Genomic DNA, 11,735 nt, shown 5'->3' with positions numbered 1-11,735 from the left:
ATGGATCTTCTCGTCACGCTGAGCTTCATCGTGGCCGTCGTCGCGGGCGCCGACCGGCTGCTGCTGGCCCTGGAGCGGTATGGGCTGGTTCGCTGGCGGCTCTCCGCACCCCGTCCGGCCGAGCTCCGCGAGCGCGGCGCCCGCCTCGACCACCTGCTCCGGTGAGGCCCGCCCTGTACGACGCCGCCGCGCTGTTCGGCCGGGTCGCGCTGGGAGCCACGTTCATCCAGCACGGCTGGGCCAAGGCCCGCGGCGGCATCGACGCCACCACCCAGGCGATGACCCAGGCGGGCGTGCCCGCCCCGCGCGCGTCGGCCTGGTTCGCCACGGTCGCCGAGCTCGGCGGCGGGGTCATGCTCGTGCTCGGGCTGCTGACCGCCGTCGCCGGGGCCATGTTGTTCGCGGTGATGTCGGGCGCGTTCCTGTTCGTGCACGTCAAGGACGGCTCGTTCGAACTCGTCACGGCCTTGGGGGCGGTGGCGGTCATGCTCGCCGTGGCCGGTCCCGGCCGGATCTCGCTGGATCGGTACGTCTTCCGACGATGACCGGCGTGCCTCCGGGGAAATGTCGTGGCGCTCCACTATCGTGACCACACCTATGGGTGGACGTCTGGGGCGGGTCGGCCCATACGCGCTCCTGGAGCGCCTGGGCCGTGGTGGCATGGGCGAGGTCTATCTCGCGGCCACCAAACGGGGCGAGCAGGTCGCCCTGAAGATGCTCCGCGAAGCCATCGAAGGCGACGCCGACGCCCGATTACGGCTTGATCGCGAGGTCCGCGCGCTGCGGCGGGTGGAGAGTCCCTACGTGGCGCGGGTCCTCGACGCCGACCTCTCCGGTGACCGGCCCTACCTGGTCATGGAGCACATCGCGGGCGACACCCTGCTCAACGCGGTGAAACGTGACGGGCCGCTGCCCGAGGTGGAGGTCATCCGCCTCGCGCGCGGCCTGGCCACCGCGCTGGCGATCATCCACGCGGCCGGGATCGTCCACCGCGACCTGAAACCGGCCAACGTGCTGATCGGCGACGAGGGCCCGGTGCTGATCGACTTCGGCATCGCCCAGGTCCTCGACGCGACCCGGATGACCCAGACCGGGACCTTCCTCGGCACCCCCGGCTACGCCGCGCCCGAACTCTTCGCCGGGGAACAGGTCGGCGAACCGGCCGACCTCCACGCCTGGGCCGCCACCGTGGCCTTCGCCGCCACCGGCCGCCCCACCTTCGGCGGCGGCTCCGCCGAGTCCCAGATGTACGCCATCCTCCACGGCAAGGCCGACCTCAAGGACGTGCCGCCCGCCCTGCTCCCGCAGATCAGGGCCGCCCTCAACCGCGACCCGGCCAAACGCCCGACGGCCGCGATCCTCGCCGACCGCATGACCCGCCTGGCCCGCGCGGCGGAGGAACACGACGCCCGCGAGAAGGAGGCCCAGACCGAGGGCGAGCCGCCCCGGCGCGCCCGAGGCCGCGACACCGCCGCCGTGGACGACTCCGGAGCCCGGGACACCGACGGCGGCCGCCGTCGCCGGGACACGGCCGGTTCAGGCCCGGCCGATGGCGGGCGTCGCGCTGGGGACTCCAGCGGCCCGAATCCGGCGGATGGGCGCCGCGGGCGCGAGGCGGCCGGTGCGGGACCGGTCGACGGCGGTCGTCGAGCACGGGACATGGCCGGTCCCGGGTCCGTCGACGGCGGTCGTCGAGGCCGGGATGCGGCCAGTTCAGGTTCGGCAGATGGTGGACGTCGAACCCGGGATGCCGCTGGTGCGGGGTCGGTCGAGGGTGGCCGCCGGGCTCAGGAGGCCGCTGGTGCGGCTCCGGCCGAGGGCGGGCGTCGCGCTTGGGACGCCGCTGGTGCGGGTTCGGCCGCGGGTGGCCGGAGCCGGGACGCGGCCACTTCGGCCCCGGCCGAGGGTGAGCGCCGTACCCGGGAGGCCGCAGGTGCCGGTTCGGCTGAAGGTGGCCGCCGGACCCGGGACTCCGCCGGCACCGGTTCCGCCGAGGGCGGTCGCCGCACCCGGGACGCGGCCGGTGCCGGTTCCGCTGAAGGTGGCCGCCGGACCCGGGAGGTCGCGGGCGCCGGTTCGGCTGAAGGCGGTCGCCGGACCCGGGACGCAGGCTCCGCCGACTCCGCCGCGCCGTCGGCCGAGTCGCGGCGTACCAAGGACAAGGCCGTCAGGGAGGAGGCCGAGTCGCGGCTCGGGGCCGAGGCGGCGGTGCGGACGCGGACGCGGAGGCGGAACGTCAAGCCGCCGCCCGAGGCGGTTCCCACGGGCGGGACCTCGTTGCTGATGCTGGCCGCCGTGGCGGTGCCGTGTGTGATCGCGTGTGTGGTCTACCCGGTCGCCACGTTCGCGGTGACCGGGGTGTTCGTCGTGCTGGCCCGCGCCCTCTGGGTGGGGCACTGGCTGACGCGGACGCGCCGGCCCGGACGGCTGAAGAAGGCCCTGCGGATCGGGTTGTTCCCGGTGTCGTTCTCCGGTGCGCTGATCGCCGCGGTCGCCTGGCCGGGGCTGCCCGCCGGGGCGCTGGCGTTCGGGGCGATGTGGGCGACCGCGGGCGGGCGGGTGGCCCCCGTCTGGTGGGAGCAGGCCGTGCCCGTCACGGTCGCGGGGCTCGTCTTCAGCGTGGTCTGCGGCGCGATCATCGGCCGCGAGGTCGAGAAGGTCGGCGCCGAGCTGCCGGAGCTGCGCAGGGAGGGGCTGCGCGCGCTGGCGGTGCTCGGCGGGTTCGTCGCGATCTGCGCCGCCGCCGTCAGGATCGTCGGCTCGCTCTTCTAGTTCTCCCTCCGCGAGAAGCGGTTGAAGATGCGCTCCCCGGCGTTGACCGCGCCCTCGGCGACGTCGCGGAGCACGCCGATGAACGGGTCCTGCGACTGCGACCACGACTCGCGGTAGGACGCCGCGGCGGCCTTGACCTCGTCGGAGATCTTGGCGTTGTGGTCGTCGGTGCGGCGGGGGTAGTCGCCGGTGAGGATGCGGTCGTAGTCGCCGCCGCGGCGCCAGCGGTCGAGCTCGGCGACCCGGGTGACGGCGAACGGGTGGGTGGTGCCCAGCAGGTTGAGCACCTTGAGCAGGCCGTCGCGGACGTCGCCGGCGGTGTCGTACTCGCGGGCCTGGTCGAGGAAGGCCTCGATGTTCATCTCGTGGAGGCGGGAGCCGCCGGCCAGCTTCATCAGGGCGCGCAGCGCGGCCTCGGGGTCCTGGCCCGCGAGCAGGCCGCCGCGGTCGGCGGACATCTCGGCCTTGCGGGCCCACTCTTCGAGGGCGGCGACGATCACGCGCAGGCCGATGTAGCCGAGGGGGATCCAGGCGACCCGGGTGGCCAGCCGGGTGAGGATCTGCAGCATCGTGCCGTAGACCGCGTGCCCCGACAGGATGTGGGCCGTCTCGTGGCCGATGACGAACCGCAGTTCCTCCTCGTCGAGCAGGTCGAGACAGCCGGTCGAGACGACGATGAAGGGCTCGTCGAAGCCGATCGCCATCGCGTAGACCTTGGGATCCTGCTGGACGTAGACCTCGGGGATCCGGGCCAGGTCGAGGATGTAGGCGCTGTCGCGGCCCATGTCGTACAGGCCCCGGAACTGGGTCTCCGACGTGCGGACGGCCGAGGCGAGGAACATCAGGCGCAGCCGCCGCTCGGAGAAGAGCCCGGAGGTGCGCTTGAGCACCGAGTCGAACCCGGTCAGCGAGCGCATCGCCACCAGGGCGGACCGGTCCGCGGGGTGCTCGTAGGCGCGGGAGCTGATGCCGGGCAGCGGCGTGCGGGTGCGATCGGGAGTGGTCATGCTCGGCATGCTACGTCGGTGCTCCGGCCGCCGCGCATGAACCCGGTGAGAGGCCGGACGTTATCGTCCGTCCTATGAGAAACGGGGCCGTCACCAGGCGGCTTGGCATCATGGGCGGCACCTTCGACCCCATCCACCACGGCCACCTGGTGGCCGCGAGCGAGGTCGCCCACCACTTCGACCTCGACGAGGTCGTCTTCGTCCCGACGGGCCAGCCGTGGCAGAAGGCCGACCGCACGGTCTCGGCCGCCGAGGACCGCTACCTGATGACGGTGATCGCGACCGCGTCGAACCCGCGCTTCTCGGTCAGCCGGGTCGACGTCGACCGGCCGGGGCCGACGTACACGATCGACACGCTGCGTGACATCGCGGCGGCGTACGGGCCGGAGACCGAGCTCTACTTCATCACCGGCGCCGACGCGCTGGCCCAGATACTCGGCTGGCGCGACGCCGAGGAGTTGTTCACGATCGCCCACTTCGTCGGCTGCACCCGGCCCGGCCACACCCTGCACGACCCGGGGCTGCCGACGGGCAAGGTCAGCCTGATCGAGGTGCCGGCCCTGTCGATCTCGTCGTCGGAGTGCCGGGAGCGCGTGGCCGCCGGGCAGCCCATCTGGTACCTGGTCCCCGACGGCATCGTCCAGTACATCGGCAAGCGGGGTCTTTACCGATAGGGCGGCAATAGGCTTGAAGAGCCCCCCGAGGGGTGGGCACTCTGGGATCACATCCCCGTCATGGAGGAACAGACCACATCGTGACCGCATCTGAACGATCGATCCAGCTCGTTTCGGTCGCCGCCGAGGCCGCGGCCGACAAGCTCGCCGACGACATCGTCGCCTACGACGTGAGCGACCGGCTGGTGATCACCGACGCATTCGTCGTCTGCTCCGCCTCCAACGACCGCCAGGTCCGCGCCATCGTCGACGAGATCGAGGAGCGCCTGCGCGTCGACGCCGAGGCCAAGCCCGTCCGCCGTGAGGGCGAGCGGGAGGGCCGCTGGGTGCTGCTCGACTACATCGACATCGTGGTCCACGTGCAGCACGAGGAGGAGCGCCACTTCTACGGTCTGGAGCGCCTCTGGAAGGACTGCCCGGCCATCGCGCTGCCCGAGAGCGTCGCGCAGGCCGCCGCCCAGCGGGCGCGGGGTGAGGGGTGAGCCGGCGGATCGTCTGCCTCCGGCACGGCCAGACCCGCTGGAACGTCGAACACCGCTTCCAGGGTCACACCGACATCCCGCTCGACGAGACCGGGGTCGCCCAGGCGGCCCGGTCGGCCTCCCTGCTGGCCGCGCTCAGGCCCACGAAGATCGTGTCGAGCGACCTGAGCCGCGCCCACGACACCGCTCTGGCGCTCGGCCGGGTGACCGGCCTGCCGGTCACCGTCGACAAGGAGCTGCGCGAACGCGGCGGCGGTGAGTGGGAGGGCCTGACGGGCGACGTCCTGGCGGCCCGCTGGCCGGCCGAATACGCCGTCTTCGAGCCGCCGGGCGGCGAGACCGAGGTCGAGGTCGCCGCCCGGGTGTCGGCGGCGATCCTCCGCTGGTCCGAGGAGATCGACGACGACGGGCTGCTCGTGGTCGTCTCCCACGGCGCCGCGCTGCGCCTGGGCATGCTCGCCGTGCTGGGGCTCCCGCGGGAGTTGTGGCACACGCTCGGCGGGCTCGGCAACTGCTCGTGGTCGCTGCTCAAGCAGGGCCGCAAGGGCTGGCGGCTCGGCGAGCACAACGCCGGCACCCTCCCCGAACCCGTGATCAGCGACGACAAACCGGAGTTCCAGGACGACGGCACGCGATAGTGGCCTCCCGGGAAACGGGCTGAGCCTGTAGTCCTTGGGACTATGCACTTGTTGTCCCTCTGGCGACTCAAGTCCTACCTCCGGCCCTTCGCAACCGTCGTCATCGTCAGCTGGATCGCCGCCGTCGCCGGCATCGCCGCCGGGCTCGCGATCCCCATGGTCGGCAAGGAGATCATCGACGGGCCCATCGCCCGCGGTGACCTTGCCGCTCTGATCCCCCTCGGCCTGCTCGCCCTCGCGCTGGGCGTGGTCGAGGCGGTCATGATCTGGTTCCGCCGCTGGACGCAGGGCGTCGCGGTGTTCGGCGTGGAGACCGCCCTCCGCGACGACCTCTACGCCCACCTCCAGCGGCTGCCCATGAGCTTCCACGACGAGTGGCAGTCGGGACAGCTCCTCTCCCGGGCCACCACCGATCTGGGCACCATCCGCCGCTTCGTCGGGTTCGGCGCGCTGTTCCTCGTCATGAACGTCATCCAGCTCGTCGTGGTGACGGTCCTCCTGCTCAACCTCTACTGGCCGCTCGGCCTGCTGGTCGCCCTCGCGGCGGTGCCGATCATCGTGGTGTCCAACCGGTTCGAGCGGCGCTACCGGGCGATCTCCCGCACGCTCCAGGACCGCCAGGGCGACCTCGCCACCCACGTCGAGGAGTCGGCGCTCGGGATCCGCACGATCAAGGCATTCGGCCGCGGGGCCCACGTCTTCTCCCGGTACGACGACCTCGCGGTGACCGTCAAGGAGACCGCGCTGGGCAAGGTGCGGCTATCGTCCCGGTTCTTCACCTTCCTGGAGATCGTGCCCAGCGTCACCCTGGCGCTGGTGCTGCTGCTCGGGGCGACCGCCGTCGGCGGGGGAGCGCTGACGCTGGGCGCCCTGGTGGCGTTCACCTCGTTCGTGCTGCAGCTCGTCTGGCCGGTGTCCTCGCTCGGGTTCATCCTGGCCATGGGCCAGGAGGCGATGACCGCCGCCGACCGGGTGCTGGAGGTGCTCGACACCGAGCCCGCCATCGTCGGCGGCACGCTCGTGCTCGACCGGCCGCGCGGGCACCTGCGGTTCGAGGGCGCCGGGTTCCGCTTCCCCGGGGCCGACCGGCCCGTGCTCGACGACGTCTGGCTGGAGGTCCGGCCCGGCGAGACGCTCGCCGTGGTCGGGGCGACCGGCTCGGGCAAGACCACGCTGACGGCGCTGGTGCCCCGGCTCCTCGACGTCACCTCGGGCCGGGTGACCGTCGACGGTCACGACGTCCGCGACCTGACCCTGCCGTGCCTGCGGTCGATCGTGGCGACGGCGTTCGAGGAGGCGACGCTCTTCTCCATGAGCGTGCGCGAGAACGTGACGCTCGGTCACCGCGACGCCACCGACGCCGAGGTGCGGGCCGCGCTGGAGGTGGCGCAGGCGACCTTCGCCTACGACCTGCCGTGGGGGCTCGACACCCGGATCGGGGAGCAGGGCATGTCGCTCTCGGGCGGGCAGCGGCAGCGGCTCGCGCTGGCCCGCGCGGTGCTCGGGCGGCCCCGCGTCCTGGTGCTCGACGACACCCTGTCGGCGCTCGACGTCGAGACCGAGGCGCTGGTCGAGGACGCGCTGCGCCACGTGCTGGCCGACGCGACCGGGATCGTGGTCGCCCACCGGGCCTCCACGGTGCTGCTCGCCGACCGAGTCGCCCTCCTCGACGGCGGGACGATCACCCACGTCGGCACTCACCGGGAGTTACTGGCCCGGGTGCCGGGGTACCGGGCGCTCCTGGCGGCGGAGGAGGTGCTGAGTTGACCGACTGGCGCGGCGTCGCGGCGGAGAACCGCGACGACCTCGACGAGGCGGCCGACGTCCTGCTCCGGGCCCGGTCGCGGCGGCTGCTCGGCGATCTGCTGCGCCCGCACCGCCGGGCGATCGGGCTGCTCGTCGTGCTGATCGTGGTGGCGAACGCGGCGGGGTTGTCGATCCCCTACCTGGTGAAGGTCGGCATCGACGTCGGCATCCCGCAGGGCCCCCGCACCCTGCTGCTGATCGTGGCGGCGATCCTCGGCTGCGCGCTCACCCAGGCGCTGACCCGGCAGGCGTTCCTCCGGTTCTCCGGCCAGATCGGGCAGGAGACGCTGCTGGAGCTGCGGCGGCGGGTGTTCGCGCAGTTCCAGCGGTTGTCCCCGGCCTTCCACGAGAAGTACACCTCCGGGCGGGTGATCTCGCGGTTGACCTCCGACGTGGAGGCCATCGCCGAACTGGTCGCGGGCGGCTTCGACGGGCTGATCACGGCCGTGCTGACGCTGTTCGGCACGGCCGTGATGCTGCTGGTCCTCGACGTGCGGCTCGGACTGGTCGCGCTGGCGCCGTTCCCGGTGCTGTTCCTGATGGCGCGCTGGTTCCGGCGGGCCTCCCTGGTCACCTACCGGCGCAGCCGCGAGGCGGTCGCCGGGGTGATCGTCCACTTCGTGGAGTCGATGACCGGCATCCGGGCGGCCCAGACCTTCCGCCGCGAGGACCGGAACCAGGAGATCTTCGAGGAGCTCGACGAGCGCTACCGGGCCGCCAACCTGGCCGGCATGCGGCTGATCGCGCTGTTCCAGCCGGGCGTGAAGCTGCTCGGCAACGTCACGATCGCGGCGGTGCTGGTCTACGGTGGCTGGCTGGCCGTGCACGGCGAGGTCACCGTCGGGGTGCTGGCCGCGTTCCTGCTGTACCTGCGCCAGTTCTACGAGCCGATGCAGGAGATCTCGCAGTTCTACAACACCCTCCAGTCGGCGGGGGCGGCGCTGGAGAAGTTGTCGGGCGTGCTGGAGGAGCGTCCCGGCGTGCCCGAACCCCTGGTGCCGGTGCCGCTGCCGGCCCCCCGGGGCGAGGTCAGGTTCCGGGACGTGCGTTTCCACTACCACCCCGACGTCCCGGTGCTGCACCGGCTCGACCTCGTCATCCCCGCCGGTCAGACGGTCGCGGTCGTGGGTGCGACGGGAGCCGGGAAGACGACGCTGGCCAAGCTGATCGCCAGGTTCTACGACCCCGTCACCGGCGCGATCACCCTCGACGGCGTCGACCTGCGCGATCTCTCCGAGGAGGAGCTGCGCCGGGCGGTCGTCATGGTCACCCAGGAGAACTACCTGTTCGGCGGCAGCGTGGCCGACAACATCCGCTTCGGGCGGCCGTCGGCGTCCGAGGCCGAGGTGGAGGCGGCCGCGGCGGCGGTCGGCGTGCGGAGGTTCGTCTCCTCGCTCGACGGCGAGGCCGGGAAACGGGGCGCCCGCATGTCGGCCGGGCAGCGGCAGCTCGTCGCGTTCGCGCGGGTGTTCCTGGCCGACCCGGCCGTGCTCATCCTGGACGAGGCCACCTCCAGCCTCGACGTCCCCAGCGAACGGCTCGTCCAGCGCGCTCTGCGGACCGTGCTGACGGGCCGGACCGCCCTGATCATCGCCCACCGGCTGTCGACCGTGGAGATCGCCGACCGCGTTCTCGTGATCGACGGCGGCCGGGTGGTCGAGGACGGCCCGCCCGGCGAGCTGATCGCCGCCGCGGGCCGGTTCGCGGGCCTGCATCGCGCCTGGCTCGACAGCTTGACCTAGTTCGCACTCATTCACCGGATGATGGGTAGATCACGTCTTATGACTCGCTTGGTGGCGCTGGGCGTGGAAGAGGAATTCCACGTCGTCGACCTCGTCAGCCGCCGGCTGACCCCACAGGCCCATGTCGTCCTCGACGGCCTCCCCGACAAGAGTTTCTCGGCAGAGCTCCAGCAGGCCGTCGTCGAGACCAACAGCACCCCGACCCCCGACCTGGCCGCCCTCCGCGCCGACCTGGTCGACCTGCGCCGTCGCCTGATCGCCAGCGCCGAACCCCACGGCCTGGGCATCCTCGGTTCCGGCACCGCGCCCCTGCACGGCACCGGCGGGTTCGCGCTCACCGCCGACGAACGCTACGAATACCTGCTCGACAGCTACCAGTTCATCGCCCGCGAGCAGTTCATCTGCGGCGGCCAGGTCCACGTGGAGATCACCGACCGCGACCTGGCCGTGCTGGTGGCACAGCGGGTGCAGTCATGGCTGCCCGTCCTGCTGGCCGTCTCGGCGAGTTCGCCCTACTGGTTCGAGACCGACAGCGGCTATGCCAGCAGCCGGGCCATGGCCTGGCAGCGCTGGCCGACCGCCGGGCCGCTCGGGCCGTTCCGGTCGGCGGCCGAATACGACCAGGCCGTCGCCGACCTGGTCACCTCCGGGGTCATCGACGACCCGGGCATGGTCTACTTCGACATCCGGTTGTCGGCGCACGTGCCGACGATGGAGCTGCGGGTCTGCGACTCGGTTCCCCGGGTCGACGACATGGTCCTGCTGGCCGGGCTGTTCCGGGCCCTGGTCGTCCGGGAGACCGACGCCGTCGAGGCCGGGGCCCCGCCCCGGTTCGAGCAGCGGCCCGCGCTCCTGCGGGCGGCGACCTGGCGGGCGGCCCGCTCCGGGCTGGGCGGCGACCTCATCTCGCCGCTCACCGGGAAACCGAGCCCGGCCGGGCTGCTGCTGGAGACGTTGCTGGAGGAGCTGCGCCCGACCCTGGAGGCGCTCGGCGACTGGGAGACGGTCTCGGCGCTGGCCCTGGAGGCGGTGCGACTCGGCGGGTCGGCGGCGCGGCAGCGGGCGGCGTACCGAAGGAACGGGCAGGCCACCGACGTGGTCGATCTGCTGCTGCGGGAGACCGCCGAGGGCTGACCAGATCCTGGTGCGGCCGGCGATCCTGCCGGCCGCACGGACCGGCACAGGCCACCGGTACCCTGCTGGGCATGTTCTCCGCCTATTCCGGATGGGTGATCGGCGCGGCCCTGCTGCTGGCCGTCGTCTCCCTGGTCACGGCGATCCGGAACCGGCCCATGGGGGTGCTCGTCCTGGCCGGGCTGGTCCTGGTCGAGCTCGCTCTCGTCGTGCAGGCCGTGATCGCCTTCCCGAAGGCCGGTCAGGTGACCGAGCAGGCCACCTTCGTCGGCTACCTCATCGGCACGATCGTCATCCCGCCCGCGGCGGTGTGGTGGGGGAAGGCCGAACGCACCCGGTGGGGGCCCGCGGTGATCGCCGTGGCCGCCTTCACGGTCGGGGTCATGACCGGGCGGCTGCTGCAGTTGTGGGACATGCCGTGACGACGCGGGTGAACACCGGTCCTGGCCGGGTGCTCGTCGCGGTCTACGGGGTGTTCGCGCTGGCGGCCTCGGCGCGCGCCGGGGTGCAGATCGCCACGAAGTTCTCCGAGGCGCCGCTGGCCTACTCGTTGTCGGCGTTCGCGGCGCTCGTCTACATCGTGCTCACCGTGGCGCTGGCCAGGGGGAACGGGCGGCTGGCCCTGGCCGCCTGCCTGATCGAGCTGGCCGGGGTGCTGGTCGTCGGGACGCTGTCGATCGTCGACTCCCAGGCGTTCCCGCACGCGACCGTGTGGTCGGGCTTCGGCAGCGGCTATCTGTTCATCCCGCTGGTGCTGCCCGTGATCGGTCTCGTCTGGTTGTTCAGAACGCGCAGACTCGGGCAGGTGTGACCGTTCCCCGACAATCCAGGAGGAACGGCTAGTGAGCACGATCGAGAACACCGTAGACGTGGATGTGCCGGTCCGGACCGCCTACAACCAGTGGACCCAGTTCGAGTCCTTCCCCGAATTCATGGAAGGCGTGGAGTCGGTCAAGCAGCTCGACGACCGGCGGACGCACTGGGTCGTCGAGATCGCCGGCGTCCGGCGCGAGTTCGAGGCCGAGATCACCGAGCAGACCCCCGACCACCGGATCGAGTGGCGGTCGCTGGAGCGTCCCCGCCAGTCCGGCACGGTGACCTTCGAGACCCTCGGGGCGGCGGCCTGCCGGGTCACCCTGCGGATGGAGTACGACCCCGAGGGGTTCACCGAGACCATGGGCGACGCGCTGCAGATCGTCCGCCTGCGGGTCAACGGCGACCTCAACCGGTTCAAGGAGTTCATCGAGTCGCGCGGCGGCGAGACCGGCGGCTGGCGCGGCGACGTCGGCGACCGGCACGAGCCCGGCGGCACCCTGCCGGGCGACACGTCCCTGCCCGCGCCCGGCGCGACGCCCCGGCCCCACGGCAACCCCCGCTACGACGAGGGCCCGCCGCTGACCCCGCCGATCGCCTGATCCCCGTGGGCGGCCCTGTGGGGCCGCCCACTTTTATTACAACCAGTTTGCCTAACTGGACAAAA

General features: G+C 72.3%; 13 protein-coding genes. 12 read left to right on the top strand and 1 reads right to left on the bottom strand.

The features are described 5' to 3' along the window. From QSK34_RS13675 to QSK34_RS13665, 3 genes are read left to right on the top strand one after another with little or no spacing between them, the layout of a single operon-like run. A complete protein-coding gene (locus QSK34_RS13675) occupies nucleotides 1-165 on the top strand; it encodes a hypothetical protein (RefSeq protein WP_285583901.1) in 165 nt (54 codons plus the stop codon). Then, the gene (locus QSK34_RS13670; protein WP_161478718.1) at nucleotides 162-545 is read left to right on the top strand and encodes a DoxX family protein; all 384 of its coding nucleotides are present in this window, start codon (nucleotides 162-164) and stop codon (nucleotides 543-545) included. The genes QSK34_RS13675 and QSK34_RS13670 overlap by 4 nt, the downstream gene beginning before the upstream one ends. A 52-nt stretch (nucleotides 546-597) precedes the next feature. Then, on the top strand, nucleotides 598-2,772 hold the full coding sequence (locus tag QSK34_RS13665) for a serine/threonine protein kinase (RefSeq protein WP_285583898.1): 2,175 nt from the start codon (nucleotides 598-600) through the stop codon (nucleotides 2,770-2,772). Here QSK34_RS13665 and QSK34_RS13660 read toward each other — a convergent pair. After that, nucleotides 2,769-3,788: a M48 family metallopeptidase gene (locus QSK34_RS13660; RefSeq protein WP_285583896.1), complete on the bottom strand. Its 1,020-nt coding sequence runs from the start codon at nucleotides 3,786-3,788 to the stop codon at nucleotides 2,769-2,771. The two genes, QSK34_RS13665 and QSK34_RS13660, sit on opposite strands and share 4 nt — an antisense overlap. A gap of 65 nt (nucleotides 3,789-3,853) precedes the next feature. Between QSK34_RS13660 and nadD the strand changes: the two genes are divergently transcribed. The 9 genes from nadD to QSK34_RS13615 all read left to right on the top strand — a co-directional run bounded on the left by nadD (nucleotide 3,854) and on the right by QSK34_RS13615 (nucleotide 11,670). Then, entirely contained in the window at nucleotides 3,854-4,453 is a 600-nt protein-coding gene (gene nadD, locus QSK34_RS13655) for a nicotinate-nucleotide adenylyltransferase (RefSeq protein ID WP_161478721.1), read from the top strand. A gap of 80 nt (nucleotides 4,454-4,533) precedes the next feature. Then, on the top strand, nucleotides 4,534-4,935 hold the full coding sequence (gene rsfS, locus QSK34_RS13650) for a ribosome silencing factor (protein ID WP_030454810.1): 402 nt from the start codon (nucleotides 4,534-4,536) through the stop codon (nucleotides 4,933-4,935). Continuing rightward, complete coding sequence (locus QSK34_RS13645; protein WP_161478722.1) at nucleotides 4,932-5,573, top strand: histidine phosphatase family protein; 642 nt, start codon at nucleotides 4,932-4,934, stop codon at nucleotides 5,571-5,573. Before rsfS ends, QSK34_RS13645 begins: the two co-directional genes overlap by 4 nt. Before the next feature lie 51 nt (nucleotides 5,574-5,624). Beyond that, nucleotides 5,625-7,340: an ABC transporter ATP-binding protein gene (locus tag QSK34_RS13640; protein ID WP_285583884.1), complete on the top strand. Its 1,716-nt coding sequence runs from the start codon at nucleotides 5,625-5,627 to the stop codon at nucleotides 7,338-7,340. Continuing rightward, complete coding sequence (locus tag QSK34_RS13635; RefSeq protein ID WP_285583874.1) at nucleotides 7,337-9,121, top strand: ABC transporter ATP-binding protein; 1,785 nt, start codon at nucleotides 7,337-7,339, stop codon at nucleotides 9,119-9,121. The genes QSK34_RS13640 and QSK34_RS13635 overlap by 4 nt, the downstream gene beginning before the upstream one ends. A gap of 39 nt (nucleotides 9,122-9,160) precedes the next feature. Beyond that, entirely contained in the window at nucleotides 9,161-10,255 is a 1,095-nt protein-coding gene (locus QSK34_RS13630; protein ID WP_285583862.1) for a carboxylate-amine ligase, read from the top strand. Nucleotides 10,256-10,326: 71 nt separating this feature from the next. Then, the gene (locus tag QSK34_RS13625; RefSeq protein WP_285583856.1) at nucleotides 10,327-10,677 is read left to right on the top strand and encodes a hypothetical protein; all 351 of its coding nucleotides are present in this window, start codon (nucleotides 10,327-10,329) and stop codon (nucleotides 10,675-10,677) included. After that, a complete protein-coding gene (locus tag QSK34_RS13620) occupies nucleotides 10,674-11,066 on the top strand; it encodes a hypothetical protein (protein ID WP_285583835.1) in 393 nt (130 codons plus the stop codon). Before QSK34_RS13625 ends, QSK34_RS13620 begins: the two co-directional genes overlap by 4 nt. 31 nt (nucleotides 11,067-11,097) lie before the next feature. Further along, complete coding sequence (locus tag QSK34_RS13615) at nucleotides 11,098-11,670, top strand: SRPBCC family protein (protein WP_285583830.1); 573 nt, start codon at nucleotides 11,098-11,100, stop codon at nucleotides 11,668-11,670. Nucleotides 11,671-11,735 lie beyond the last annotated feature (65 nt).

It is taken from the genome of Herbidospora sp. NBRC 101105 (genome assembly GCF_030269205.1).
GTDB classification, from domain to species: domain Bacteria; phylum Actinomycetota; class Actinomycetes; order Streptosporangiales; family Streptosporangiaceae; genus Herbidospora; species Herbidospora solisilvae.
This window is presented reverse-complemented; position numbering and strand designations above follow the sequence as displayed.

Bases quoted from the DNA above. Each gene is read 5' to 3' on its own strand.
- QSK34_RS13675 (WP_285583901.1), top strand. From the start codon at position 1: ATGGATCTTCTCGTCACGCTGAGCTTCATCGTGGCCGTCGTCGCGGGC.
- QSK34_RS13665 (WP_285583898.1), top strand. From the start codon at position 598: ATGGGTGGACGTCTGGGGCGGGTCGGCCCATACGCGCTCCTGGAGCGC.
- QSK34_RS13660 (WP_285583896.1), bottom strand. From the start codon at position 3,788: ATGCCGAGCATGACCACTCCCGATCGCACCCGCACGCCGCTGCCCGGC.
- nadD (WP_161478721.1), top strand. From the start codon at position 3,854: ATGAGAAACGGGGCCGTCACCAGGCGGCTTGGCATCATGGGCGGCACC.
- QSK34_RS13630 (WP_285583862.1), top strand. From the start codon at position 9,161: ATGACTCGCTTGGTGGCGCTGGGCGTGGAAGAGGAATTCCACGTCGTC.
- QSK34_RS13625 (WP_285583856.1), top strand. From the start codon at position 10,327: ATGTTCTCCGCCTATTCCGGATGGGTGATCGGCGCGGCCCTGCTGCTG.